A 26,027-nucleotide genomic window follows, 5' to 3' on the forward strand; every position below is an offset into this window, starting at 1 on the left:
CGATGGGTGTGCGGAAACAACCCCCTCCCCCCCAACCGCCTCTTTGTCTACGCAACAACAGCCGGGGGGGCGGCGGGGGAGGCTCTTTCCTCCCCCCCCGCCCCGCTCAGAGCGTTCCCTCACCTGGAGGGCCGTCACACTCCGGAACCGGTCACACCGGCCCCGGCTTCCGGGTCGGACCCGTCCCCGGGGTCAGACGCCGGACGCCACCTCCTCCTTGGAGGACTCAGCTTTTCCCTCCGCGGCCGCCAGCGCCTTGTTGCGGCGGACCGAGGACCAGAAGGACCAGGCGATCAGGACGACACCGATGAGGCCGGTGATGATCTCGTTGATCTCGTACTGGATGGTGACGAGGAGGATCACGGCGAGGGCGCCGATCGCGTAGTGCGCGCCGTGCTCCAGGTAGACGTAGTCGTCGAGGGTGCCCTGGCGGACCAGGTAGACGGTGAGCGACCGGACGTACATCGCGCCGATGCCCAGACCGAGGGCCATCAGGACGATGTCGTTGGTGATGGCGAACGCGCCGATCACGCCGTCGAAGGAGAAGGACGCGTCCAGGACCTCCAGGTAGAGGAACATGAAGAACGCGGCCTTGCCGGCGAGGGCGACAGCCGAACGCGGCTTGCCGGTGCGCTCCGCCTCCTCCTCCGCCTCGTGCTCACGCTCCTCCTCTTCCTCCAGCCGGTTCTCGAAGAAGCTGGAGAGACCGCCGACGATGAGATAGGTGATGAGGCCCGCGAGACCGGAGATCAGTACGGTCTGCGCCTTGTCGACATGGGTGCCGCCGTGCTGGTGGGCGTGGGTCGCGAAGGTCATCGAGGTGATCAGCAGGACGATCATCGCGATGCAGGCGGACAGCATGTCGATCTTGCCGAGCTTGGCCAGCGGGCGCTCCAGCCAGGCCAGCCACTGGATGTCCCGGTCCTCGAAGATGAAGTCGAGGAAGATCATCAACAGGAACATACCGCCGAAGGCCGCGATCGACGGGTGGGCGTCGGTCACGTACTGCTGGTACTGGTCCTTGTCGGTGAGCGCCAGGTCGACCGCCTCGAGCGGGCCCAGCTTGGCGCTGATCGCGACGATCACGACAGGGAAGACCAGGCGCATACCGAAGACGGCGATGAGGATGCCGACGGTGAGGAAGATCTTCTGCCAGAAGGCATTCATCTTCTTCAGGATCCCGGCGTTGACCACCGCGTTGTCGAACGACAACGAGATCTCCAGGATGGACAGGATGGCGACCAGCCCGAGCGCCGTCCATCCGTCGTAGAGAACCGCTGCAACCAAGCCGAGCGCGGTGACCGCGAACGACCAGCCGAAGGTTTTCAGAACCACTGGCTACCCAATCGTGTGTGTACGGGGTTCCCCCGCGCCGCGCGCGGCTTTACCAAACATTGACTCCGAAGCCGAAGTCTAGTCGGGCACCCCTGGTCCCCCACCAGGCCCCAGGTTTTGCGCATATAGCGCCGGGACCCCTCAGAAGGTCGCTAGGAGACGTTCACCCCGAAATCCAGGGCGATTCCGCGCAGACCCGACGCGTACCCCTGCCCGACCGCGCGGAACTTCCATTCCCCGCCATAGCGGTAGACCTCACCGAAGATCATCGCGGTCTCCGTGGAGGCGTCCTCCGAGAGGTCGTAGCGGGCCAGTTCCTGGCCGTCGAGCTGGTTGACGACACGGATGAAGGCGTTGCTGACCTGTCCGAAGGACTGGCCGCGGTTGTCCGCGTCATGGATGGAGACCGGAAACACGATCTTGTCGACGTTCGCGGGCACTCGGGAGAGGTCGACGATGATCGACTCGTCGTCGCCGTCCCCCTCGCCGGTGAGGTTGTCACCGGTGTGCTTCACCGAGCCGTCGGGGCTCGTCAGGTTGTTGTAGAAGACGAACCACTCGTCCCCCAGCACCCGGCCCCCCTGGCACAGCAGCGCACTGGCGTCGAGGTCGAAAGGGGCTCCGGTGGTGGTCCGGACGTCCCAGCCGAGTCCGACGGTCACCTGAGTGAGGTTCGGCGCGGCCTTGGAGAGGGAGACATTGCCTCCCTTGGCGAGCGTGACGCCCATGGTGCTGGTCCTCCCCGATGTCGAGCTTCGCAGTTGTTCGGTTGTGGTGGTACGAGCGCGTCCGGCGCCGCGGTCGATGATGACTGCGGCGCCGGACCAGTGAGCCGGGTGGTTCTTCCCCGGTGGCTCAGACGTTCACACCGAAGTCCTGGGCGATACCGCGCAGGCCCGAGGCATAGCCCTGGCCGATGGCGCGGAACTTCCACTCGGCGCCGTGCCGGTACAGCTCGCCGAAGACCATGGCGGTCTCGGTGGACGCGTCCTCGGACAGGTCGTAACGGGCGATCTCCGCCTCGCCGGCCTGGTTCACCACGCGGATGAAGGCGTTGCGGACCTGACCGAAGGACTGCTGGCGGTTCTCGGCGTCGTAGATCGAGACCGGGAAGACGATCTTCTCGATCTCGGCCGGGACGGCCGCGAGGTTGACCTTGATCTGCTCGTCGTCGCCCTCGCCCTCACCGGTGAGGTTGTCACCGGTGTGCTCGACCGAGCCGTCGGGGCTCTTCAGGTTGTTGAAGAAGACGAAGTTGGCGTCGCTGCTGACCTTGCCCGACGCGTCCAGCAGCAGCGCGCTGGCGTCCAGGTCGAAGTCCGTGCCGGTGGTGGTGCGGATGTCCCACCCCAGACCGACGATGACCGCGGTCAGGCCGGGGGCCTCCTTGGTCAGCGATACGTTGCCGCCCTTGCTGAGGCTGACTCCCACGAAGTCCTCCCATAGATGTCAGGGGCGGGGAGCCCCGTCGTGCGTTGGTATCGGATCAACGTGTCGATCCTAGTGAGGGGTTCCCGAGAACCGCAGGCCCTGGAGCCGATGAATCACAGGGTGTCGAGAGCGGCGACGTACTCGTTCAGGTCACGGGCGTCCGGCAGGGCGTTGACGACCGTCCAGCGGACGACGCCCTCCTTGTCGATGATGAACGTCCCGCGCACCGCGCAGCCCTTGTCCGCGTCGAAGACGCCGTACGCGCGGGAGACCTCGCCGTGCGGCCAGAAGTCCGACAGCAGCGGGTACTCCAGCCGTTCCTGGTCGGCGAAGACCCGCAGGGTGTGGATGGAGTCGTTCGACACGGCCAGCAGCTGGACGTCGTCGTTGACGAACTTCGGCAGGTTGTCCCGCAGCTCGCACAGCTCGCCCGTGCACACGCCGGTGAAGGCGAACGGGTAGAAGAGCAGCACCACGTTCTTCTCGCCGCGGAAGTCCGAGAGCTTCACCGTGGCGCCGTGGTTGTCCTTGAGCTCGAAGTCGGGTGCCTTGTCGCCGACCTGGATCGCCATGATTTCCTGCGTCCCTTCATGGGGCTGTTCGGGTGGTCCAGCCTACGCAGGGGCCGTCCGGGGAAAGCGGCGCGCCCCTGGACGGGCCCCGAAGGGGCGCCCGTCCAGGGGCGCGGGGAAACTGCGCGGCCGGCCGCGACGACGCCGCGGTGGCGGCGACGCGGAACCGCCGAGTCTCGGGCGAGCCGTTATTTCTTGCCGGACTTCGCCGCCTTCGGCGTCACCAGACGGCTCCCGCTCCAGTCCTTGCCGACGCTGACGCTCTTCGACGCGGACAACCCCGCGGTCGTCGCGGCTTCCGAGATGTCACTGGGCTCCACATAGCCGTCCCGCCCTGTCTTGGGCGTCAGCAGCAGGATCGAGCCACCTTCCTCGATGTACGTGGTGGCGTCCACCAGCACATCCGTCAGGTCGCCGTCGTCGTCACGGAACCACAGCACGACGGCATCGGCCACGTCGTCGTAGTCCTCGTCGACGAGATCGCTGCCGATGACTTCCTCGATGGCCTCGCGGAGCTCCTGGTCGACATCGTCGTCGTAGCCGATCTCCTGGACCACCTGCTCGGGCTGGAACCCCAGCCTCGCGGCAGGGTTCGTCCGCTCCTCCGCGTGGTCCGCGGTCGCGCTCACGGGTTGCCTCCTGATCATGTTTCGGGTGGGGTCGCCCCCGGGGAATCAGCCACGCGCGTACGCGAAGCGTTGGCCGTAGTCCACACGTGCGGGACGGATCGCGCAAGTACCCAGCCTGCGAGACCGCCGAAACGGTGACGATCCGGGCCGTGTCACCGCAACTCCAGGCACCGATTCCGAGCACCACGTGACACACACCACACCATTGTGTCCGTTTTGCGCATTCGGCAACCGTCCGGGGGTACGAGAGCCGCACGTGCTTCCTACTGTGACAGAGCAACCGCCCAGCTTGGTTACCTCTCGGTAGAGATGACGTTTGCGCCCTCGAGGTACACGATGGGGGGCGGTGCAGGCACCCACAAGACCCATGAAGAGTGGCCCTCTGACAGCTAAGGAACAGCGTGGCTTCCGGATCCGATCGCAATCCGATCATCATTGGCGGCCTTCCGAGTCAGGTCCCTGACTTCGATCCCGAGGAGACCCAGGAGTGGCTCGACTCGCTCGACGCCGCCGTGGACCAGCGCGGGCGTGAGCGCGCGCGCTACCTGATGCTCCGGCTCATCGAGCGGGCCCGCGAGAAGCGCGTGGCCGTGCCCGAGATGCGCAGCACGGACTACGTCAACACCATCGCCACCAAGGACGAGCCGTTCTTCCCGGGCAACGAGGAGATCGAGCGGAAGATCCTCAACGCCACCCGGTGGAACGCCGCCGTGATGGTGTCCAGGGCCCAGCGCCCGGGCATCGGCGTGGGTGGCCACATCGCCACCTTCGCGTCGTCCGCCTCCCTCTACGACGTGGGCTTCAACCACTTCTTCCGGGGCAAGGACGAGGGCGACGGCGGCGACCAGATCTTCTTCCAGGGGCATGCCTCCCCCGGTATCTACGCCCGCGCGTTCCTGCTGGACCGGCTCGGCGACCAGCAGCTCGACGCGTTCCGCCAGGAGAAGTCGAAGGCGCCGTACGGCCTGTCCAGCTATCCGCACCCGCGGCTGATGCCGGACTTCTGGGAGTTCCCGACCGTCTCCATGGGCCTCGGCCCGCTGGGCGCGATCTTCCAGGCGCGGATGAACCGCTACATGGAGGCGCGCGGGATCGCGGACACCTCCAAGTCCCACGTCTGGGCGTTCCTCGGCGACGGCGAGATGGACGAGCCGGAGTCACTCGGCCAGCTCACGCTCGCCGCCCGTGAGGGCCTCGACAACCTGACCTTCGTCGTCAACTGCAACCTCCAGCGCCTCGACGGCCCGGTGCGCGGCAACGGCAAGGTCATCCAGGAGCTGGAGTCGGTCTTCCGGGGCGCCGGCTGGAACGTGATCAAGCTGGTCTGGGACCGCACCTGGGACCCGCTGCTCGCCCAGGACCGCGACGGTGTGCTGGTCAACAAGATGAACACCACGCCGGACGGCCAGTTCCAGACGTACGCGACCGAGACCGGCGCGTACATCCGGGACCACTTCTTCGGCGGCGACCACCGGCTGCGCGCCATGGTCGAGAACATGACCGACGACCAGATCCTGCACCTGGGCCGCGGCGGCCACGACCACCGCAAGATCTACGCGGCCTACAAGGCGGCCCACGAGCACAAGGGCCAGCCGACGGTCATCCTGGCCAAGACCATCAAGGGCTGGACGCTGGGGCCGAACTTCGAGGGCCGCAACGCCACGCACCAGATGAAGAAGCTGACGGTCGCCGACCTCAAGGGCTTCCGCGACCGCCTGCACCTGCCGATCTCCGACAAGGAACTGGAGAGCGGACTTCCGCCGTACTACCACCCCGGGCGGAACTCCGAGGAGATCCAGTACATGCACGACCGCCGCAAGGGGCTCGGCGGTTACGTCCCCACGCGTGTGGTGCGCGCCAAGCCGCTGCCACTGCCGGAAGACAAGACGTACGCGAGTGTGAAGAAGGGTTCCGGTCAGCAGTCGATCGCCACCACCATGGCGTTTGTACGGCTGTTGAAGGACCTCATGCGGGACAAGGAGATCGGGAAGCGGTTCGTGCTGATCGCGCCCGACGAGTACCGCACCTTCGGCATGGACTCGTTCTTCCCGAGCGCGAAGATCTACAACCCGCTCGGGCAGCAGTACGAGGCGGTCGACCGTGATCTGCTGCTCGCGTACAAGGAGTCGCCGACGGGGCAGATGCTGCACGACGGCATCTCCGAGGCGGGCTGCACGGCGTCGCTGATCGCGGCCGGTTCGGCGTACGCGACGCACGGCGAGCCGCTGATCCCGGTGTACGTCTTCTACTCGATGTTCGGCTTCCAGCGCACCGGCGACCAGTTCTGGCAGATGTCCGACCAGCTGGCGCGTGGCTTCGTCCTCGGGGCGACCGCGGGGCGCACGACGCTGACCGGTGAGGGCCTGCAGCACGCGGACGGGCACTCGCAGCTGCTGGCGTCCACCAACCCGGGCTGTGTCGCCTACGACCCGGCGTTCGGCTTCGAGATCGCGCACATCGTGAAGGACGGTCTGCGCCGGATGTACGGCGAGACCGCCGACGGCAGGCCCGGTGAGGACGTCTTCTACTACCTCACGGTCTACAACGAGCCGATCCAGCACCCGGCCGAGCCCGCCGATGTCGACGTGGACGGCATCATCAAGGGCGTCCACCGCTTCAAGGCCGGCGAGTCGGGTACCGTCCCGGCGCAGATCATCGCCTCCGGTGTCGCGGTGCCGTGGGCGGTCGAGGCACAGCAGATCCTCGCCGCCGAGTGGGACGTGAAGGCGGACGTCTGGTCGGCGACCTCCTGGAACGAGCTGCGCCGCGAGGCGATCGAGGTGGAGCGGCACAATCTGCTGCACCCCGAGGAGGAGCAGCAGGTCCCGTATGTGACACGGAAGCTGAGCGGCGCCGAGGGTCCGTTCGTGGCCGTCTCCGACTGGATGCGGTCGGTTCCGGACCAGATCGCGCGGTGGGTGCCGGGCACGTACCAGTCGCTCGGCGCGGACGGCTTCGGCTTCGCGGACACGCGGGGCGCGGCCCGGCGGTACTTCCACATCGACGCCCAGTCGATCGTGGTCGCGGTGCTGACCGAGCTGGCGCGTGAGGGCAAGGTCGACCGCTCGGTCCTCAAGCAGGCGATCGACCGCTACCAGCTGCTGGACGTGGCCGCGGCCGACCCGGGGGCCGCCGGCGGCGACGCGTAGCACGGGGCAAACCGTCAAGGGGTGGTGAACCTGCGGGTTCACCACCCCTTCACGTTTCCTACGATGCGCTCATGAAGGAGCGAGTCACCTCGGCGCAGGTCCGTTGGGAACAGAAGACGCAGCGGCCGCTGTTCGGCCTGGCCGCGCTGTTCGCCGTCGCGTACGCCGTGCCGATCGTCCGGCCGGACGCGAGCGCGGACGTGAGGTGGTGGTGCGAGATCGTCGAGTGGGGCGTGTGGGCGGCCTTCGCGTTCGACTACGTGATACGGCTCGGACTCGCCGAGCAGCGGTGGGAGTTCGTGCGGTCGCGCTGGCTGGACCTGTGCGCGGTGCTGCTGCCGATGATCCAGCCGCTGCGGCTGCTGCGGCTGGTGGCGACCCTGCTGCTGGTGGGGCAGCGGGCGCGGATGGCCTCACAGATACGGCTCACGACGTATGTCGGCGGGTCGGTCATCGGGCTGTTGATGTTCGGGTCGCTGGCGGTGCTGTCGGTGGAGCGGGATTCTCCGAACGGGAACATCGACACCCTGGGTGACGCGGTGTGGTGGTCGTTCACGACGATGACGACCGTGGGGTACGGGGACCACGCGCCGACGACCGGGCTCGGGCGGGTGCTGGCCGTCGGGTTGATGCTCTCGGGGATCGCGCTGCTGGGTGTGGTGACCGCGAACATCGCCGCGTGGTTCATAGCGCGGTTCGAGAAGGACGACGCGGAGGAGCGGCGGCAGACCGCGGCGATAGCGGAGCTGACCGAGGAGGTTCGGTTGTTGCGGGCGGAGGTCGTGGCGTTGCGGTCGGGGCAGACGGTGCCGGAGCAGCGGCGCTGAGCGGGGCGCCGGGGCCGTGGGAGCGCCGGGGGCCGTGGGAGCGCCCGGGGCCGTAGGGGCGCCTGTGCGTGGGCGGGTGCGGGTGGGTTGTGGCTGTTCGCGCAGTTCCCCGCGCCCCCAAGGCTCGCTGAGCTTCCCGGGATCGGGAAAGGGGCCCTCGGCCTTCCTCGCCACCCAGGCCGCCGGGCGCCATAGGAGTGCCTGTGCGTGGGCGAGTGCGGGTGCGTCGTGGCTGGTCGCGCAGTTCCCCGCGCCCCCGAAGGCTCCCCCAGCTTCCCGGAATCGGGAAAGGGGCCCTCGGCCTTCCTCGCCACCCAGGCCGCCGGCGGCCGTAAGGGTGCCTGTGCGTGGGCGAGTGCGGGTGGGTTCTGGCTGGTCGCGCAGTTCCCCGCGCCCCAAGGCTCGCTGAACTTGCCGGTGTCAGGAAAAAGGGACCCTCGGCTCGTGGTGCCGAGGGTCCCTGCCCTTTTCCCCTCACTCCTGCGGGAGCGTCCGGATCAGAAGAGTCCGGTGCCGGGAGTGGTGGTGCCGGCCAGCCAGAGGATGGCCAGGAGTGTGTCTATGGCACCCAGAACCACGGCGACGAGGGCGGGGACGGGGCGGGCGCCGGACCAGGTGCGGTTCATGGCCAGCCAGCCGCACACGATCGCGACAGGTCCGAGGATGATCCCCAGGACGAAGAATCCCGCGATCGCGCAGATGAGACCGATGATTCCGAGGGTCGCGCGATCCAGCCCGGTCCGTGACCACGTCCGGCCACGTGAGCGGGGGTGCCTGCGCGTACTGTGTCCGAAACCCGCCATCGTCGACAACTCCTCGAACCTCGCCGTCAGTTCGGGTACGAAGTGGCGAGTAACCCCCCGATGAGGGTTGAAACCGCGAAGTGTTGACGGGCGAGCCTGTGCGCGCTGCCCCCTCCGGCAGCGCGCCGCAGACACCTCGTCCCCTCCGTCGAACATCCATGCCGTGCGGAGGACTTGACTTACTGTGACCTGCGGCGCGTACCAGGTGGAAGCGATCTTCAGTCTTGTCACCCTGATGGGCGAACGCGCGCGGAAACCCGCGCAGGAAGCTCCAGGGCCGTCAGATGTGCGCCGCCCCGGCGCCCGCCTCCGCGTTCTCACCCCGCTTGGTCAGGAACGCGACCAGGACGGCCACGGCGGCCACACCGGCGGCCACGAGGGACGCGAGACCCATGCCGGACATGAACGTGTCGTGCGCGACCGTCGCGATCTTCGCGGCGATCTCCGGCGGGGTGCCCTCGGCGACCGGGGGCACCCCGACCTGGACGGCCTCGGAGGCCTTGTCGAGCTGGGCGCCGGTGAGCGGCGGGAGACCGGCGTCGGCCCAGTTGCCCGGCAGGTCGCCGTCGACCTTGGAGGCCATCACGGCGCCCAGGACAGCCGTACCGAGGCTGCCGCCGATCTGCATGGCGGCCTGCTGGAGGCCGCCGGCGACACCGGACAGCTCCAGGGGCGCGTTGCCGACGATGACCTCGGTGGCGCCGACCATCACCGGGGCGAGGCCGAGGCCGAGGAGCGCGAACCACAGGGACATCACGGCGCTGCCGGTGTCGGTCTCCAGCGTCGACATGCCGTACATGGCGACGGCGGTGCAAGCCATGCCACCGGCCAGCGGGATACGCGGTCCGGCCTTGGTGATCAGTGCGCCGGCCAGGGGCGAGCCGACGATCATCATGCCGGTGAGCGGCAGCAGGTGCAGACCGGCGTCGATGGGGCTCATCCCGTGCACGTTCTGGAGATAGAACGTCACGAAGAACAGGCCGCCCATGAAGGCGATGGCCATCAGGACCATCAGGACCACGCCCGCGGACAGCGGTACGGAACGGAAGAGCCCGAGCGGGATGAGCGGCTCCTTCACCTTCGTCTCCCAGAAGGCGAACAGGGCGAACCCGACGAGGGACGCCGCGACGAACGTCCAGGTCGTGCCGGAGCCCCAGCCCCACTCGGGGGCCTTGATGAGCGCCCAGACGAGGCAGAACATGGCTCCGGAGAGCAGGGCTATGCCGAGGATGTCGAAGGAGCGCGGGGCGTTCTCCGCGCGGTGGTCGAGGAGGATCCCCACGCCCAGCGCGACGGCGAGGACGCCGACGGGAACGTTGATCCAGAACACGGACTGCCAGCTGACGTTCTCGACGAGGAAGCCGCCGAGGATCGGGCCGCCCGCGGTGGAGGCGCCGATGACCATGCCCCAGATACCGATCGCCATGTTGAGCTTCTCGGCCGGGAAGGTGGCCCGGAGCAGACCGAGCGCGGCCGGCATGAGCAGCGCGCCGAACAGACCCTGGAAGACCCGGAACGTCACCACGAAGGCGACCGAGTTCGACAGGCCGATGGCACCGGAGGCCGCGGCGAAGCCGACGACACCGATGAGGAAGGTCTGGCGGTGGCCGAAGCGGTCGCCCAGCTTGCCCGCGGTGATGAGGGTGACCGCCAGCGCGAGGAAGTACGCGTTGGTGATCCACTGCACCTCGGCGAAGCTCGCCTTGAGGTCGTCCGCGATGGCCGGGTTGGCGATGGCGACGATGGTGCCGTCGAGGGCGACCATCATGACGCCCACGGCCACGGTGAGCAGGGTGAACCACGGGTGGCCGCGCAGGCCCCGCCTCTGGCCCGGTGTCGGGTCCGACGGGGCTGCTGGCGCCTTGTCCCCCGGTCCCGTCTTGTCGACAGTGGTCTGACTAGTCATGCCTGCGAGGCTAATGACAGCCACTGACAGTTGACAAACGAGTTCACAAGTCGGTAACTGTCACGTCACTCGGAGCACGGACCGGGTGGAGAAGAGGGTTCATGGAGACGGTGACGGATGCGACGGCGGCGGAACGGCCGGGGCTGCGTGAGCGGAAGAAGCAGCGCACCCACGACGCGCTGCTGCGGGCCGCCCTGGAGTTGTTCACGGCCCAGGGGTACGAGGCGACGACGGTCGATGAGATCGCCGAGGCCGTGGACGTCTCGCAGCGCACCTTCTTCCGCTACTTCGCCGGCAAGGAGGAGGCCGCCCTCGCGGTCCTGGGCCTCACCCAGGAGCACTTCGTCGCGGCGCTGCGGGCCCGGCCCGCCCACGAGGCGCCGCTGGAGGCCCTGCGCAACGCCGTCCTGGAGGGTTGGGACGCCATCGGCGAGGCCGTCGAACAGGTCGTCCCCGTCGACCTCTACCTACGGTGCTACGGGATGATCGAGTCGACGCCCGCGCTGCTCGCCGCGCATCTGCGCCGCTCGGACGAGGTGGCCCGCGAGATCGAGGCGGTCGTCGCCGAACGCGAGGGGCTCGATGTGCGCACCGACCCCCGGCCGCGGGTGGCGGTGGCGGTCTTCGCCGGGGTCATGCGGGTCACCGAGCGCCTGTGGGCCATGGGCGGCGACCTCAGCATGGACGCCATGCGGGAACTGACCGCCGCTCATCTGGACGTCCTGCGGCCCTCCCTGGCCGATAAGTGGCGTACCGACTGAAAACCCCTCATAACGGCATCGCCGGGATGTTCTTTACGCAGTGCACGGAACAGGCGCACCCGAAACGTGATCCCTCTCACTCGGTTAACGCGAGACCCTTCCGTTCTCTTAGTGTGTCCTTCCAGTGACTTCCTTCGACTCCTCCCCGCAACTGAACGTCTGGCGCGCACTACTGGCGCTGGCCGTGGTTTTCGTGATGCTGGCGACCACCGGCTGGACGGCGATCCGCAGCCATCGAGGGGAGTCGCCGCTCCAGGCGTCGCTCTCCGCGTGGCGGCACGGTCAGCTCGACGGGCGTGAGCTGCCCGACGCCGCGTCGGCCCCCCACCGGCTGACGGCCTTCTTCGCCTCGCTCACCGTGCCGCAGCAGCGACGGCTCGCCCACCGCTATCCGCTCGCGGTCGGCAACATGAACGGCGCCCCCGTCGAACTGCGCTACCGGGCCAACCGCATCGCGCTGCGACAGCAGAGCAAGCGCGAGCGGGCCCTGACGCGCGACGAGCGGCTCTCCCCGACCGGCCAGCAGCAGGCGGACCGGCGGATGCACCGCTTCGCCGCGCTGGCCGGGACGGACCGGCAGATCCTCGCCTTCGACCCCGAGGGCAGCGGCCGGGTCGCCGAGGTCTTCGGCGACCTCGCCAAGGCGGAGCGCGTCTCGGTCGTCGTCCCCGGCGTCGACACCAACATCATCAACTTCCAGCGCACCAACCGCAGGTACACGGCGCCCGTCGGCATGGCCGCGGCGCTGTACCAGGCGGAGCGGACGGCGAGCCCCCGGACACGTACGGCCGTGATCGCCTGGGCCGACTACACCGCGCCCGACGGCCTCGGGCTCGACTCGGCCACCGCGCTCCGCGCCGAGCAGGGCGCCGTCCGGCTGAACAAGCTGGTCAGGGCGCTTCCCGGAAGCGCCACCGTCGCGCTGGTGTGCCACAGCTACGGCTCGGTGGTGTGCGGGGTCGCCGCGCACTCGCTGCCGTCGCGGGTGACCGACATCGCCGTCGCGGGCAGCCCGGGCATGCGCACCGAGAAGGTCTCCGCGCTGCGCACCTCGGCGCGGGTGTGGGCCATGCGGGATGCCGACGACTGGGTCCAGGACGTGCCGTATCTGGAGGTCGGCGGGCTCGGTCACGGCGCCGACCCGATGTCGGCGGAGTTCGGGGCGCGCCTGTTGTCGGCGTCCAACGCCGAGGGGCACAGCGGCTACTTCGAGCCCGGGACCGTGAGCCTGTACAACTTCGCGGAGATCGGGATCGGCGCCTACCACCTGGTGGAGTGCGCCCGCAAGAACGAGGGGTGCCGGGCGGGTCTGCCGGACACCACTGCGGCCTGACGCGCGTAGAGGCCGCAAGAGCGCGGTTCGCCATGTGTCGGGACTTCGCCGCGTCGCCCGCATACGATGAGCCGCATGGGTGACGTACTGGCCGGATTTCATGCTGCCTGGGAGTTCGAGTCCGACTCCGTGCTCATCCGCTTCGAACGGGGGATCCGTACGCCGAAGCTGTTCCAGGCACTCGGGGAGCGACGCGTCCCCCTGGAGGCGATTGCGGAGGTGACGCTGACACCCGGGAAGCGGGGCACCGTCGTACTGCGTGCCGTGCCGCGGCCGGGCGCCGACCCCCTGATGGAGGCGGCGGCCGAGCAGCTCAAGGAGGGCTGCGATCCGTACCGGCTGGTGCTGCCGGCCGAGCGGGACGCTCTCGCCGAGTACTACGCGGACGAGCTGCGGGCGCGACTGACCGGGTCCGGCCCGGCCGAGCGGTTTCTGGTGGCGGCGCCGGACGTGCCGTTGCAGTTCAAGGCGTACGACGGGAAGGCGTCGTTCGACGGGCGGTCGGTGTCGTTCCGGTGGTCCTGGACGGGTGCCTCCTCGGCGAAGTGGAAGGCCGGGGACCAGAGCTTTCCGGTGAGTGCGCTGAGCGGGATCGAGTGGCGGTCGCCGGAGGTCTTCGAGGGGTATCTGCGGTTGCTGCGGCGTGACGCCGCCGATGAGCAGCCGCCTCAGCCGGATCATGATCCGGCCTCCGTCGTGTTCGGCCTGGGGTACGGGCCGGTGCACGAGTCGCTGCCGTTCGCCGCGGCGGTATTGGCGGCGGTGCGGGCCGCCGGGCCCGCGGAGGCGCTGCCGGCGGCGGCGCCGCGCCGGGATCCGGCCGACATCGCCGACCGGATCCGGCATCTGGGGGAGTTGCACCAGGCGGGGCTGGTCACGGACGAGGAGTTCAGCGTGAAGAAGGCGGAGTTGCTGGCCGAGTTGTAGGTGCGCGCACGCGCCCGCCCCCCGACTCCGCTGCCCTACTCCCTGCCTGCCGACGTGAACCTCATGTCCGCGTAGCGGTCGCCCGCCACCTTGGCCGCTATCGGCTCCAGTACGGCCATGTCGTCCTCGGTCAGGGCGAGCCCGGTGGCCGCCACGTTCTCCTCGACCCGGCCCGGCCTGCGGGTGCCCGGGATGGGGATCACCGGGAGGTCGTGCACGGACGCCTGGTGGTGGACCCAGGCGAGGGCGACCTGGCCCAGGGAGGCGCCGTGGGCCTCGGCGACCTGGCGGATCGGGTCCAGCAGGGCCACGTTCGCGGCGGCGTTGTCGCCGGTGAAGCGGGGCTGCTGGCGGCGGAAGTCGTCCGGGGTGAGGTCCTCGGCCTTGGCGAAGGAACCGGTGAGGAAGCCCCGGCCGAGCGGGGAGTAGGCCACGAGCGCCACGTCGAGTTCACGGGCCGCGGGGACCACGGTGGCCTCGATGTCACGGCTGAAGAGGGACCACTCGGACTGGAGGGCGGCGATGGGGTGCACGGCGTGCGCGGCACGGAGTTCTCCGGCCGTGACCTCGCTGAGGCCCAGGTGCTTCACCTTGCCCTCGCGGACCAGCTCGGCCATGACGCCGACGGTCTCCTCGATGGGGACGCTCACGTCCCGGCGGTGCATGTAGTAGAGGTCGATCGCCTCGACGTCGAGCCGGCGCAGGCTGCCCTCGACGGACTCGCGGATGTGAGGGGCGTCGTTGCGGATGATCCGCTTGGTCGGGTCGTCCGGGTGCACCGCCAGACCGAACTTGGTGGCGATGACGACGTCGTCACGGTGCGCCTTGAGGAACGGGGACAGGAACCTCTCGTTCTCCCCCGCGCCGTACGCGTGCGCCGTGTCGTAAAGGGTGACGCCCAGTTCCAGCGCCCGCTCCAGGGTGGCCCGGGACTCCGCCGCGTCCGAGGGGCCGTACGCGAAGCTCATGCCCATGCAGCCGAGGCCCTGCACCCCGACCTCGGGGCCGTTCGCTCCCAGTCGTGCCTTCGTGATCGCGCCGTTTGTCATGAGGCCCTCTCCGACGCCAGGGCCTGCCCGGCGTCCGCATAGAAATTGATCTTCCGGTCGAGCACGGCCAGGGTGTCCTGGAGCTCGGCGATCCGGGACAGGACGTCGTCCCGGGTCGACTTCAGCAGGTCGAAGCGCTCGGCGTAGGTGTGGTCGCCCTCGCGCACCAGCTCCGCGTACCGGACCATGTCGGCGACCGGCATCCCGGTGAGCCGCAGCTTGCCCACGAGGTCGAGCCAGTCGAGGTCGCGGTTGCGGTAGCGGCGCTGACCGGTGTGCGAACGGTCGATGTGCGGCATCAGCCCGATCCGCTCGTACCAGCGCAGGGTGTGCGCCGTCAGACCGGTGAGGGTGACGACCTCGCTGATCGTGTACTTGTCCTGCCCGTCCGGCCGCCGGGGCTGCCGCGGCGGTCCGGCGCAACTGTCGGCACTGGCAGTGCTGGTGGTACTCGTGGTCTCCATCACCGTCATGCCCACCACGCTAAAACCTTGGAGTGCGCTCCAAGCAAGCGAATACGGTGAGAAAACCGCTCGCGGCCGTCGTCCGTCCCCGTGCGGCCCCCGGCGTCCGGGGACCCCCTCGGCGCAGGTGGTCCTCCGCCCCGCTTAGGCTCGTCCGCATGTCTTTGCAGAGCCTCGCCCTGATCGAGAACTGGCCGGTTCCCACGGCCGCCGCGGCCGTCGTCCGGGCGGACGGCACCGTCCTCGGGTCGCACGGCCCCACCGGGCACCGTTTCCCGCTGGCCTCGGTCACCAAGCCGCTCGCTGCCTACGCGGTGCTCGTCGCGTACGAGGAAGGGGCGGTCGAGCTGGACGAACCTGCCGGTCCCGCGGGCGCGACCGTACGGCATCTGCTGGCGCACACCTCGGGGCTGGCCTTCGACGAGCACCGGGCGATGTCGGCGCCCGGGGAGCGGCGGCTGTACTCCAACGCCGGGTTCGAGGTGCTCGGGGAGCATGTGGCCAAGGCGACGGACATCCCGTTCGCGGAGTATCTGCGGCAGGCGGTCCTCGAACCCCTGGGGATGACCGCCACCACACTCGACGGGTCACCGGCCAAGGACGGCGTCTCCACCGTCGACGACCTCGTACGGTTCGCGGCCGAGGTGCAGGCGCCCCGGCTGCTCGACCCGCGCACGGTCGCCGAGGCGATGACCGTGCAGTACCCGGGCACGAAGGGCGTGCTGCCGGGCTACGGGCACCAGAACCCCAACGACTGGGGGCTCGGCTTCGAGATCCGGGACTCCAAGTCACCGCACTGGACCGGGACGACGTCATCGCCGGGCACATTCGGCCACTTCGGTCAGTCGGGGACGTTCCTGTGGATCGACCCGGCGGCGGGCCTCGCCTGCGTCGCGCTGACGGACCGGGCGTTCGGGCCGTGGGCGATCGAGGCGTGGACGCCGTTCACGGACGCGGTGCTGACGGAGTCGCGGGGCTGAGGGTACGTCCCTCGCCGGCGGGACGATTGCGTGATTCACATCACCGAGGCGCGACGCTTCGATTACGCTCGGTCACGCAACGAGACGAACGCCGCGAGGCGTTGGAGGCCGGAGGCACCACGGTGGCCAACATCCAATCACTCGATCCCAGCGCTTCCCCACTCGACTACTACGGCTGGGAGCTCCGTCGGCAGCGCGAGGCGCACGGCCTCAGACAAGGCCAGCTCGGCGACATCATCTTCTGCACGGGCTCACTGATCGGCCAGATCGAAACCACGAAGAAGATTCCCACCCGCGACTTCTCCGAGCGGGTGGACGCGGCGCTCGGCACGGACGGTGTCTTCTCCCGGCTGATCGGCCTCGTGCTGCGCAGTCAACTGCCCAACTGGTTCCAGCCGTACGCCGAGATGGAGGCGAAGGCCACATACATCTCCACCTACCAGGCGCAGGTGGTGTACGGGCTGCTGCAGACGGAGGAGTACGCGCGGGCGGTCCTGGCCACCGGCATGCCGGACGACCTCGACGGCCTGGTCGCGGCCCGGATGGAACGCCAGCGCATCCTGGAGAGGGAGCAGCCGCCACTGGCCTGGGCGATCCTCGACGAGGCGGTGCTGCACCGGCCCATCGGTGGCCGTGCGGTCATGCGGGGGCAACTGGCCCGGCTGTTGGAATTCACCGAGCACCGGTGGATGCGGATCCAGGTGTTGCCGAACGCGGCAGGTGAACACGCGAGCCTGGCCGGGTCGTTCAACCTCCTGCGATTCGAGGAGGACCCCGATGTCGTCTATACCGAAGACGTCATCGCCGGTCACATGACCGCCAACCCTGAGACCATCAGGGAGGCCGCACGCCGTTACGCTCATCTCCAGGCCGCTGCTCTCTCCGTTGAGGCTTCGGCGGCATTGATCACACGTGTGATGGAGGAGCGTTATGGCGAACAGCCCCGTCCCGAGGAACGCACGATGGCGTAAGTCCAGCTACAGCGGCAACACCGGCGGCGACTGCGTCGAGGTGGCCGACGGCTTTCCCGGTGCCGTGCCCGTGCGCGACAGCAAGAACGCCGACGGCGCTGTCCTGATCGTCGGCCCTGACGCCTGGCGGGCCTTCGTGGACGGGCTGCGCCGGTAGGAGCGCACCGGACGCGGTGCTCGCCGGGACCGGACCGTAACAGCGCCTCGCGGGAGGGCTGTTGATCCACTCGTATACCCTCCCTCTGCACACACGCCACAGCGAACGCGGAGCCTCGGGGGAAACGATGGGCGAGGTACGAGCGGGCGGGCAGTTCCGTCCGCTGGACGACAACGATCCGAAGGACGTGGCGAGTTACCGGCTCGCGGCCCGGCTCGGCTCGGGCGGCATGGGCACGGTGTATCTGTCGTACACACCCGGCGGGCACCCCATCGCCCTCAAGACGATCCGGCCGGAGCTGAGCGAGGACCCCGAGTTCCGCCGCAGGTTCCGGCAGGAGGTGCAGGCCGCCCAGCGGGTGCAGGGCCTGTACACCGCGCCGGTCATCGACTACGACACCGAGGGCGACCGGCCGTGGCTGGCCACCGCGTACGTGCCCGGTCCGTCGCTGCACTCCGCCGTCGCCGAGCACGGCGCGCTGCCGGTCTCCTCCGTCCTGCTGCTGCTCGCCGGTGTCGCTGAGGCGCTGAAGGTCATCCACTCGGCCGGCATCGTCCACCGCGACCTCAAACCCACCAACGTGCTGCTCGCCTCCGACGGCCCCCGGGTCATCGACTTCGGCATCGCGCGTGCCGCCGACGCCACCGCCCTCACCGGCACCGGCGTCTCCATCGGCACCCCGGCGTTCATGTCGCCGGAGCAGGCGGCCGGGAAGCCGATCACTCCCGCGTCGGACGTGTTCGCGCTGGGCCAGGTGGCCGCCTACGCGGGGCGGGGCAGCGGCGCGTACGGCGACGGGCCCTCGCACGCCGTGCTGTACCGCATCGTCCACGAGGAGCCGGACCTCTCCGGTCTCCCCGGCGAACTCCGCTTCGTCGAGCGCTGTCTGGCGAAGCACCCCGAGGACCGGCCCTCGCCGGAAGAGGTCATCGCGCTGTGCCAGGAGGCCTCGCCCGCCCCGCTGGTCCAGTCCGGCACCTGGCTGCCGGAGGCGATCGGCGCCGACATCACGCGCCGGGTCTCGGCGTCGGCGGAGCTGCTCGCCGCACGGAGCACGGCGGCGCAGGCACCGACCGCGGCGCTCCCGCCGGTTCCGCCCACCGCCCCCGTGACCCAGCTGGACGTCGGGGCCGCCGGCCGGGCCGCGCCGCCGGTGCACGCGGCGCCGACCATGCACGCCGGGCAGTCCGGTCCGCCGGCCCCGCTCCCGCCCGGGCCGCCGTCGACGCCCTACCCGCCGCAGCCGGCCATGGCGTACCGCCCACAGCCGGGGCCGCACACCGTGCCGACCGGGCATCCGGCGCCCTACCCACAGCCGCCGCACACCTGGCATCCGCAGCCGCGCCCGCTTCCCGTCAAGCCGCGCAGGAGCGCGGGCAGCTGGATCGGGATCGGCATCGCGGCCGTGGTCGGTCTGTTCTGGCTCGGCAGCTGCGCGTCGGTCCTCAAGAGCATCGGAGACTCGAACGACAGCGCGAACGGCTCCTCCGGAAGCGGTTCGAGCACCGCGAGCGCCAAGCCGCTGCCCGATCCCAAGCCGGTGACGTACAAGGGCATCGACATCACCGATGGGTATTACGTGCAGTTCGCAGATTCGCCGCCCAAACCAGCAGACGGGGACGAGGACGGCAGCGTCTACAGCCGCGATCTGTACTACTTCGGGGACAAAGTCGGCAGTGGCGGCAGCAAGATCATCCTGCTCAACAACGCCCAGCAGGGCTCCCTGAAGACCTGCCGTGAGGAGACCCGGTTCGCCGAAAGCGTGTCGTTGTCGCAGCTCTCGAAGGGCACGCAGCTCTGCGTGCACACCGACTCCGGACACATCGCACTGGTCACGTACCGGGGCAGCGCCCCCGAGGGCGACCCCAGCGACTACGTCTCGGTGGACCTCACGATCTGGCGCAACGCGGAGGAGCCGGAGAGCTGACCGGGTCTCACTCCCCCAGCTCCCACACCAGCACCTCCACCGGCCCCGACACCCCCACCAATTCCAGCCCCTTCTCGTCCTCCGCCCGCACCGAGTCGCCGGGGCCCAGCTCATGGGGCCCGAGCCGGACCGTGCCGCAGACGACGTGCAGATAGGCGCGCGGTGCGTCCGGTACGGCCGTGCGCTCCCCGGACGTGTCCAGTCGCCGTACGTGCAGCATGGCGCCGGCCTCGGGGACGGCGTACGGCGTGGAGTCGGCGATGCCGCGGACGATCTCGTAGCCGGGGTCGCCGCCGGGGGCCGACGGGGCGAGCCACATCTGTACGAAGGTCAGCGGCCGGGTGCCGTCGTTGCGTTCCACGTGCCGTACGCCGCCCGCCGAGCTGAGCCGTTGGACGTCGCCGGGGCGGACCACCGTCTCGTGGCCGGTGGTGTCGCGATGGGTCAGCTCGCCCTCGACGACCCAGGTGACGATCTCGGTGTGGCTGTGCGGGTGCTCGTCGAACCCGGCGCCGGGTTCGAGCCGCTCCTCGTTGCAGGCGATCAACGCCCCGAACCGGAGATTGCCCGGGTCGTAGTGCGCCCCGAAGGAGAAGGCGTGGAAGGAGGAGATACCGGACGAGGAGTCTCCGCCCGGGTAGCGCTCGTCGGCGCGCCGTACGTCGATCACGCCCCCACGGTAGCCCCGGCCGGCCGCTGAGGGGTCCGGGGCGCGGCCCCCGTTTGACGCGCACCCCAGCTCACGGACCCTACGGCGCAAGCCGGCGCGGCGATAAGGCACTCTTGGTCCCGTGCCCGAACCAGAAGCCAGCAAGTCCGAGACCGCACCGTACGTCCATGCGCACGCCGCGACGTTGAAGCGGCTGGAGAAGTCGTCCGGAAGCCTCGCCGCGCAGGCCATCGCACGGATGGACGAGACGCTGCCCTGGTACCGGGCGATGCCGCCCGAGAACCGGTCGTGGATCGGGCTGGTCGCCCAGGCGGGTATCGCGGCGTTCACTGAGTGGTTCCGGCACCCGGACGCCCCCCAGGCGATCTCGACGGACGTGTTCGGGACCGCGCCGCGCGAGCTGACCCGGGCGATCACACTCCGCCAGACCGTCGAGATGGTGCGGACGACCATCGAGGTCATGGAGTCCGCGATCGACGAGGTCGCCGCCCCGGGCGACGAGAGCGTCCTGCGTGAGGCGCTGCTCGTGTACGCGCGGGAGATCGCCTTCGCCACCGCCCAGGTGTACGCGCAGGCCGCCGAGGCGCGTGGCGCCTGGGACGCCCGCCTGGAGTCCCTGGTCGTGAACGCGGTGCTCAGCGGCGAGGCAGACGAGGGCGCGGTCAGCCGGGCTGCCGCCCTCGGCTGGAACTCGCCGGAGCATGTGTGCGTGGTCCTCGGCACGGCCCCGGACGGGGACAGCGAGCTGACCGTGGAGGCCATCCGCCGGGCGGCCCGGCACGCCAAGCTCCAGGTGCTGACGGGCGTGCTCGGCGACCGGCTCGTGGTGATCGCCGGCGGCAACAACGACCCGTTGCAGGTGGCGAAGTCGCTGATCGGACCGTATGCGGCGGGACCGGTCGTGGCGGGGCCGATCGTGCCCGACCTGCTGGCCGCGACCAAGTCCGCGCAGGCGGCGGCAGCGGGACTCAAGGCCTGTTCCGCCTGGCAGGACGCACCCCGGCCCGTGCTGGCGGACGATCTTCTCCCGGAACGCGCGATCGCGGGCGACCCGAGTGCGCGCGAGCAGTTGGTGGAGGAGATCTACAGACCGCTGGAGGAGGCCGGCTCCGCGCTCCTGGAGACACTCAGCGTCTATCTCGAACAGGCGTCCAGTTTGGAGGGTGCGGCGCGGATGTTGTTCGTCCATCCCAACACCGTGCGCTACCGGCTCCGACGTGTGACTGACGTCACCGGCTGGTCGCCCTCCGATGTACGCTCTGCGTTCACGTTGCGGATCGCGTTGATCCTGGGGCGTCTGGTCGATGGGGATCACCAGCTCTAGGGTTTTGTCGAAGGGCTACAAAAGGCCCTGCTGTTCTTCGTCCCTGTCCTCACGGGCGGCCTCGGCCGTCCCCAAGAGAGAGTGTGAGAGTGCTCGTACTCGTCGCTCCCGGCCAGGGCGCCCAGACGCCCGGCTTCCTGAACCCCTGGCTCGAACTCCCCGGTGCCGCCGACCGCCTCGCCGCGTGGTCGGACGCCATCGGACTCGACCTCGCCCACTACGGGACGCAGGCTGACGCCGACGACATCCGGGACACCGCCGTCGCCCAGCCGCTGCTGGTCGCCGCCGGACTGCTGTCCGCCGCCGCCCTCGGTGACGTCTCCCCCGGTGCGGTCGCGGGCCACAGCGTCGGCGAGATCACCGCCGCCGCCTTCGCCGGCGTCCTCGACGACACGGCCGCGCTGACCCTCGTACGCAAGCGGGGTCTGGCCATGGCCGAGGCCGCCGCGATCACCGAGACCGGAATGTCCGCGCTGCTCGGCGGTGACCCCGAGACGACCGTGCCGCATCTGGAGAAGCTGGGTCTGACCCCGGCGAACGTGAACGGCGCGGGCCAGATCGTGGCCGCCGGCACCCTGGAGCAGCTGGCCGCCCTGGCCGAGGACAAGCCCGAGGGCGTCCGCAGGGTCGTGGCGCTCAAGGTCGCCGGCGCCTTCCACACGCACCACATGGCCCCGGCCGTGGACGCCCTCGCCAAGGCCGCCGAGGCCCTGTCGCCCGTGGACCCGACCGTCACCTACGTCTCCAACAAGGACGGCAAGGCCGTCGCGACCGGCGCCGAGGTGCTCTCGCGACTGGTCGGCCAGGTCGCCAACCCGGTCCGCTGGGACCTGTGCATGGAGACCTTCAAGGAGCTGGGCGTGACCGGCCTGATCGAGGTCTGCCCCGGCGGTACGCTCACCGGTCTCGCCAAGCGCGCCCTGCCCGGCGTGCGGACGGTGGCCCTCAAGACTCCCGACGACCTCGACGCCGCGCGTGAGCTCATCGCCGAGACATCGACACCTGCCGCTGACGCGGCGGGCGCCTGACACCCTAGGAGCCAGACAGAAATGTCGAAGATCAGGCCGAGCAAGGGCGCCCCGTACGCACGCATCCTCGGCGTCGGCGGCTACCGCCCGGTCCGTGTGGTGCCCAACGACGTGATCCTGGAGCGGATCGACTCCTCCGACGAGTGGATCCGCTCCCGCTCCGGCATCGAGACCCGGCACTGGGCGAACGACGAGGAGACCGTCGCCGCCATGTCGATCGAAGCGTCCGGCAAGGCCATCGCCGACGCCGGAATCACCGCCGAGCAGATCGGCGCAGTGGTCGTCTCCACCGTCTCGCACTTCAGCCAGACCCCCGCCATCGCCACGGAGATCGCCGACAAGCTCGGCACCGCGAAGGCCGCCGCCTTCGACATCTCGGCCGGCTGCGCGGGCTTCGGCTACGGCCTGACCCTCGCCAAGGGCATGGTCGTCGAGGGCTCCGCGGAGTACGTCCTCGTCATCGGCGTGGAGCGGCTGTCCGACCTCACCGACCTGGAGGACCGGGCCACCGCGTTCCTCTTCGGTGACGGCGCCGGCGCGGTCGTCGTCGGCCCCTCCCAGGAGCCGCACATCGGCCCCACGGTCTGGGGCTCCGAGGGCGACAAGGCCGGGACGATCAAGCAGACGGTGCCCTGGAACGAATACCAGGTCGGCGACGTCGACAAGCTCCCGCTGGACAGCGAGGGCAACGTCAAGTTCCCCGCGATCACCCAGGAAGGCCAGGCGGTGTTCCGCTGGGCCGTGTTCGAGATGGCGAAGGTCGCTCAGCAGGCGCTGGACGCGGCCGGGATCAGCCCGGACGACCTGGACGTCTTCATCCCTCACCAGGCCAACGAGCGGATCATCGACTCGATGGTGAAGACACTCAAGCTGCCGGAGCACGTCACGGTCGCCCGTGATGTGCGCACCACCGGCAACACCTCGGCCGCCTCGATCCCGCTCGCCATGGAGCGGCTCCTGGCGACCGGCGAGGCGAAGAGCGGCGACACCGCGCTCGTCATCGGCTTCGGGGCGGGTCTCGTGTACGCAGCGACGGTCGTTACCCTCCCCTAGGCAACCGTTCCGGATCTTGTGGTCCGGCGCGGTCAAGCAACACCTGCCGCTGACGCGGCGGACGCCAACCCTCTGGATATCTACGAAGGAGCGCCTGACATGGCCGCCACTCAGGAAGAGATCGTCGCCGGTCTCGCCGACATCGTGAACGAGATCGCCGGCATCCCGGTCGAGGACGTCCAGCTGGACAAGTCCTTCACCGACGACCTGGACGTCGACTCCCTGTCCATGGTCGAGGTCGTCGTCGCCGCCGAAGAGCGCTTCGACGTCAAGATCCCGGACGACGACGTCAAGAACCTCAAGACCGTCGGCGACGCGACCGACTACATCCTCAAGCACCAGGCCTGATCTTCCGGGATCGGGTCCGGTCGCTCCGGCCGCCCGATCCCCGGAATCAGTCCGTCTGCCCCGCCACCCGGCGGTGGCGCCGCTGAATCCTCGTAACCGTTGGAGAACATTCCCGTGAGTTCGACCAATCGCACCGTGGTCGTCACCGGTATCGGCGCAACCACACCGCTGGGTGGCGACGCGACTTCCACCTGGGAGGGGCTGGTGGCCGGCAAGTCCGGTGTCCGCCCCCTGGAGCAGGACTGGGCCGCCGAGCAGGCGGTCCGCATCGCAGCACAGATCGCCGTCGAGCCGACCGAGGTCATCCCCCGGCCGCAGGCCCGCAGGCTGGACCGCTCGGCGCAGTTCGCGCTGATCGCGGCCAAGGAGGCGTGGGCCGACGCCGGTTACACCGAGACCTCCGCCGACGACGGCACCGTCGACGCCGACCGGGTCGGCGCGGTCATCGCCTCCGGCATCGGTGGCGTGACGACGCTGCTCGACCAGTACGACGTGCTGAAGGAGAAGGGCGTACGCCGTGTCTCCCCGCACACCGTGCCCATGCTGATGCCCAACGGCCCGTCCGCCAACGTCGGTCTGTACGTGGGGGCCCGTGCCGGTGTGCACACCCCCGTCTCCGCCTGCGCGTCGGGCGCCGAGGCCATCGGCTACGCCATCGAGATGATCCGCACCGGCCGCGCCGACGTCGTGGTCGCCGGTGGCACCGAGGCGGCGATCCACCCGCTGCCCATCGCCGCGTTCGGCAACATGATGGCGATGTCCAAGAACAACGAGAACCCGCAGGCCGCGTCGCGTCCGTACGACACCGCCCGTGACGGTTTCGTCCTCGGTGAGGGCGCCGGCGTCGTGGTCCTGGAGTCCGCGGAGCACGCCGCCGCCCGTGGCGCCCGGGTCTACGCCGAGGCGGTCGGGCAGGGCATCTCCGCCGACGGCCACGACATCGTGCAGCCCGAGCCGGAGGGGCGGGGCATCGCCGCCGCCCTGGAGCACCTGCTGGAGCGCACCGACCTGGACCCGGCGGAGATCGTGCACGTCAACGCGCACGCGACGTCGACGCCGGCCGGTGACATCGCCGAACTGAAGGCGCTGCGGAAGGTGTTCGGGGACCACGCCGACCACATGGCCGTCTCCGGTACGAAGTCCATGACCGGGCATCTGCTGGGTGGTGCCGGTGGTGTGGAGACCGTCGCGACGGTCCTCGCGCTGTACCACCGGGTGGCTCCGCCGACGATCAACGTCGACAACCTCGACCCGGAGGCCGAGGCCAACGCGGACGTGGTGCGGGGTGAGGCTCGCAAGCTTCCCGTCGAGGGCCGGATCGCCGCGCTGAACGACTCGTTCGGCTTCGGTGGGCACAATGTGGTCCTGGCGTTCAGGACCGTCTGATCACTGACGTGACGGTGGCCCGGCCCCCCGGTGGGGGTCGGGCCACTCGTCGTCGATGGGTCCGTTCCTGGCCCGCTCCCGGTCGGTGGGGGCCGTTCGCGCGGTGCCCCGCGCCCCTGAGGGACCTGCGGCCGGTAGGCGCGGGACGGCGCCCGCTCTCACACCACCTGGTGGAGCCAGCGGACCGGGGCGCCCTCTCCCGCGTAGCGGAACGGTTCCAGCTCGTCGTCCCAGGGCTTGCCGAGGAGCTTGGCGATCTCCGCTTCCAGGTCCGTCTCGCCGCGCTGGGATCTCGTCAGGGCCGCGCGGAGGCGGTCCTCCGGGATCAGGATGTCGCCGTGGATGCCGGTGACTGCGTGGAAGATGCCCAGGTCGGGGGTGCAGCTGTAGCGTTCGCCCTCGGCGGTGGGACAGGGTTCGGCGGTGACCTCGAAGCGGATCAGGTGCCAGCCGCGGAGCGCGGAGGCGAGTTGGGAGGCGGTGCCGGCCCGGCCCTGCCAGGAGAACTCCGAGCGCCAGGTGCCCGGCGCGGCCGGCTGGCGGATCCAGTCGAGGTTCACACGGGTGCCCAGAACGCCCGCGACGGCCCACTCGACGTGCGGGCACAGCGCGCGCGGCGCGGAGTGCACGTACAGAACTCCACGTGTCGTCACCGGGGCCTCCACAGAGCGGGACGTCTTGCAGTTTGACGGAATGGCAGTGGCAGAGCGGCCACGGGCCGAGGCTACCGTGCGGCGGGGCGAGGAGTGTGACGTACCGTCGGAGCCGACGCCGGGAAGCAGCGCGGTTTCACCCGGCGGGACGCGTGTCCGGCCCTTCGGCTGGGCCAACGGGGGGTGGATCTCCGTGCGGACTCGGCCATTTGAGGGGACGTCCGAAATGGCTGGATCGGTTGCGTCGTCCGCCCTATCCGTCCCGGCCCCCTCCGTGTCGGGAACTCTCGCGCGTTGACATGGGTGGGAACTTGCATGGGGAATGACCGAGGAGGGGACCAGGG

General features: G+C 69.7%; 25 protein-coding genes. 14 read left to right on the forward strand and 11 right to left on the reverse strand.

Annotation, left to right across the window (positions count from 1 at the left end; genetic code table 11):
- Positions 1 to 192: 192 nt before the first annotated feature.
- The 5 genes from ACZ43N_RS30220 to ACZ43N_RS30240 form a co-directional block, all read right to left on the reverse strand.
- Positions 193 to 1,335, reverse strand: coding sequence for a DUF475 domain-containing protein (locus ACZ43N_RS30220; RefSeq protein WP_468102094.1), 1,143 nt, complete (start codon positions 1,333 to 1,335; stop codon positions 193 to 195).
- Between the two features lie 152 nt (positions 1,336 to 1,487).
- Positions 1,488 to 2,063: a TerD family protein gene (locus ACZ43N_RS30225; protein ID WP_468102095.1), complete on the reverse strand. Its 576-nt coding sequence runs from the start codon at positions 2,061 to 2,063 to the stop codon at positions 1,488 to 1,490.
- 127 nt (positions 2,064 to 2,190) lie between these two features.
- A complete protein-coding gene (locus ACZ43N_RS30230) occupies positions 2,191 to 2,766 on the reverse strand; it encodes a calcium homeostasis/redox stress adaptation protein (protein WP_159767118.1) in 576 nt (191 codons plus the stop codon).
- Between the two features lie 113 nt (positions 2,767 to 2,879).
- A complete protein-coding gene (locus ACZ43N_RS30235; protein WP_468075654.1) occupies positions 2,880 to 3,338 on the reverse strand; it encodes a peroxiredoxin in 459 nt (152 codons plus the stop codon).
- 188 nt (positions 3,339 to 3,526) lie between these two features.
- Positions 3,527 to 3,967, reverse strand: coding sequence for a DUF3052 domain-containing protein (locus ACZ43N_RS30240; protein ID WP_468102096.1), 441 nt, complete (start codon positions 3,965 to 3,967; stop codon positions 3,527 to 3,529).
- A gap of 401 nt (positions 3,968 to 4,368) precedes the next feature.
- Here ACZ43N_RS30240 and aceE point away from each other — a divergent pair, with 401 nt between their 5' ends.
- A complete protein-coding gene (gene aceE / locus ACZ43N_RS30245) occupies positions 4,369 to 7,116 on the forward strand; it encodes a pyruvate dehydrogenase (acetyl-transferring), homodimeric type (protein WP_468102098.1) in 2,748 nt (915 codons plus the stop codon).
- 71 nt (positions 7,117 to 7,187) lie between these two features.
- Positions 7,188 to 7,943 carry a potassium channel family protein gene (locus tag ACZ43N_RS30250; RefSeq protein WP_468102100.1) on the forward strand — a complete coding sequence of 252 codons (756 nt, stop codon included), beginning with the start codon at positions 7,188 to 7,190 and terminating at the stop codon, positions 7,941 to 7,943.
- Between the two features lie 497 nt (positions 7,944 to 8,440).
- On the opposite strand, the gene ACZ43N_RS30255 is transcribed toward ACZ43N_RS30250, so the two are convergent.
- Both ACZ43N_RS30255 and ACZ43N_RS30260 read right to left on the reverse strand, forming a co-directional pair.
- The gene (locus tag ACZ43N_RS30255; RefSeq protein WP_468102101.1) at positions 8,441 to 8,746 is read right to left on the reverse strand and encodes a small hydrophobic protein; all 306 of its coding nucleotides are present in this window, start codon (positions 8,744 to 8,746) and stop codon (positions 8,441 to 8,443) included.
- Between the two features lie 280 nt (positions 8,747 to 9,026).
- Positions 9,027 to 10,652 carry an MFS transporter gene (locus tag ACZ43N_RS30260; protein ID WP_468102102.1) on the reverse strand — a complete coding sequence of 542 codons (1,626 nt, stop codon included), beginning with the start codon at positions 10,650 to 10,652 and terminating at the stop codon, positions 9,027 to 9,029.
- A 101-nt stretch (positions 10,653 to 10,753) separates the two neighbouring features.
- Between ACZ43N_RS30260 and ACZ43N_RS30265 the strand changes: the two genes are divergently transcribed.
- The 3 genes from ACZ43N_RS30265 (at position 10,754) to ACZ43N_RS30275 (ending at position 13,673) form a co-directional block, all read left to right on the forward strand.
- Positions 10,754 to 11,413, forward strand: coding sequence for a TetR family transcriptional regulator (locus ACZ43N_RS30265; RefSeq protein WP_468102103.1), 660 nt, complete (start codon positions 10,754 to 10,756; stop codon positions 11,411 to 11,413).
- A gap of 124 nt (positions 11,414 to 11,537) precedes the next feature.
- A complete protein-coding gene (locus ACZ43N_RS30270; protein ID WP_468102104.1) occupies positions 11,538 to 12,746 on the forward strand; it encodes an alpha/beta hydrolase in 1,209 nt (402 codons plus the stop codon).
- 75 nt (positions 12,747 to 12,821) lie between these two features.
- Positions 12,822 to 13,673: a DUF4429 domain-containing protein gene (locus ACZ43N_RS30275; protein ID WP_468102106.1), complete on the forward strand. Its 852-nt coding sequence runs from the start codon at positions 12,822 to 12,824 to the stop codon at positions 13,671 to 13,673.
- Positions 13,674 to 13,708: 35 nt separating this feature from the next.
- Here ACZ43N_RS30275 and ACZ43N_RS30280 read toward each other — a convergent pair whose 3' ends face one another.
- Both ACZ43N_RS30280 and ACZ43N_RS30285 read right to left on the reverse strand, forming a co-directional pair.
- Positions 13,709 to 14,722, reverse strand: coding sequence for an aldo/keto reductase (locus ACZ43N_RS30280; RefSeq protein WP_468102108.1), 1,014 nt, complete (start codon positions 14,720 to 14,722; stop codon positions 13,709 to 13,711).
- Positions 14,719 to 15,195: a MerR family transcriptional regulator gene (locus ACZ43N_RS30285; protein ID WP_055539661.1), complete on the reverse strand. Its 477-nt coding sequence runs from the start codon at positions 15,193 to 15,195 to the stop codon at positions 14,719 to 14,721. Before ACZ43N_RS30285 ends, ACZ43N_RS30280 begins: the two co-directional genes overlap by 4 nt.
- 149 nt (positions 15,196 to 15,344) lie before the next feature.
- On the opposite strand from ACZ43N_RS30285, the gene ACZ43N_RS30290 reads away from it, so the two are divergent.
- The 4 genes from ACZ43N_RS30290 to ACZ43N_RS30305 all read left to right on the forward strand — a co-directional run bounded on the left by ACZ43N_RS30290 (position 15,345) and on the right by ACZ43N_RS30305 (position 19,221).
- The gene (locus ACZ43N_RS30290) at positions 15,345 to 16,166 is read left to right on the forward strand and encodes a serine hydrolase domain-containing protein (RefSeq protein WP_468102111.1); all 822 of its coding nucleotides are present in this window, start codon (positions 15,345 to 15,347) and stop codon (positions 16,164 to 16,166) included.
- Positions 16,167 to 16,288: 122 nt separating this feature from the next.
- The gene (locus tag ACZ43N_RS30295; RefSeq protein WP_468102112.1) at positions 16,289 to 17,137 is read left to right on the forward strand and encodes a helix-turn-helix domain-containing protein; all 849 of its coding nucleotides are present in this window, start codon (positions 16,289 to 16,291) and stop codon (positions 17,135 to 17,137) included.
- Positions 17,097 to 17,294 (forward strand): DUF397 domain-containing protein, encoded by a 198-nt coding sequence (locus ACZ43N_RS30300; RefSeq protein WP_468102114.1) that lies wholly within the window; start codon positions 17,097 to 17,099, stop codon positions 17,292 to 17,294. The genes ACZ43N_RS30295 and ACZ43N_RS30300 overlap by 41 nt, the downstream gene beginning before the upstream one ends.
- Positions 17,295 to 17,421: 127 nt before the next feature.
- Positions 17,422 to 19,221, forward strand: a complete 1,800-nt coding sequence (locus tag ACZ43N_RS30305) for a serine/threonine-protein kinase (protein ID WP_468102116.1) — start codon at positions 17,422 to 17,424, stop codon at positions 19,219 to 19,221.
- 7 nt (positions 19,222 to 19,228) lie between these two features.
- Here the strand turns inward: ACZ43N_RS30305 and ACZ43N_RS30310 are convergent, their stop codons facing one another.
- Positions 19,229 to 19,891 (reverse strand): pirin family protein, encoded by a 663-nt coding sequence (locus ACZ43N_RS30310; protein ID WP_468102117.1) that lies wholly within the window; start codon positions 19,889 to 19,891, stop codon positions 19,229 to 19,231.
- Positions 19,892 to 20,012: 121 nt separating this feature from the next.
- Here ACZ43N_RS30310 and fasR point away from each other — a divergent pair, with 121 nt between their 5' ends.
- The 5 genes from fasR to fabF all read left to right on the forward strand — a co-directional run bounded on the left by fasR (position 20,013) and on the right by fabF (position 25,030).
- Positions 20,013 to 21,215, forward strand: coding sequence for a fatty acid biosynthesis transcriptional regulator FasR (fasR, locus tag ACZ43N_RS30315; RefSeq protein ID WP_468102118.1), 1,203 nt, complete (start codon positions 20,013 to 20,015; stop codon positions 21,213 to 21,215).
- Positions 21,216 to 21,304: 89 nt separating this feature from the next.
- Positions 21,305 to 22,243 (forward strand): ACP S-malonyltransferase, encoded by a 939-nt coding sequence (locus ACZ43N_RS30320; protein ID WP_468102120.1) that lies wholly within the window; start codon positions 21,305 to 21,307, stop codon positions 22,241 to 22,243.
- A gap of 21 nt (positions 22,244 to 22,264) precedes the next feature.
- A complete protein-coding gene (locus tag ACZ43N_RS30325; protein WP_468102121.1) occupies positions 22,265 to 23,296 on the forward strand; it encodes a beta-ketoacyl-ACP synthase 3 in 1,032 nt (343 codons plus the stop codon).
- A 99-nt stretch (positions 23,297 to 23,395) separates the two neighbouring features.
- Entirely contained in the window at positions 23,396 to 23,644 is a 249-nt protein-coding gene (locus ACZ43N_RS30330) for an acyl carrier protein (RefSeq protein ID WP_007381745.1), read from the forward strand.
- Between the two features lie 114 nt (positions 23,645 to 23,758).
- Positions 23,759 to 25,030, forward strand: coding sequence for a beta-ketoacyl-ACP synthase II (gene fabF / locus ACZ43N_RS30335; RefSeq protein ID WP_468102123.1), 1,272 nt, complete (start codon positions 23,759 to 23,761; stop codon positions 25,028 to 25,030).
- 158 nt (positions 25,031 to 25,188) lie between these two features.
- On the opposite strand, the gene ACZ43N_RS30340 is transcribed toward fabF, so the two are convergent.
- Positions 25,189 to 25,683, reverse strand: a complete 495-nt coding sequence (locus ACZ43N_RS30340; protein ID WP_468102125.1) for a DUF3145 domain-containing protein — start codon at positions 25,681 to 25,683, stop codon at positions 25,189 to 25,191.
- Between the last annotated feature and the right edge of the window lie 344 nt (positions 25,684 to 26,027).

This window comes from Streptomyces sp. NPDC030814 (assembly GCF_055572155.1).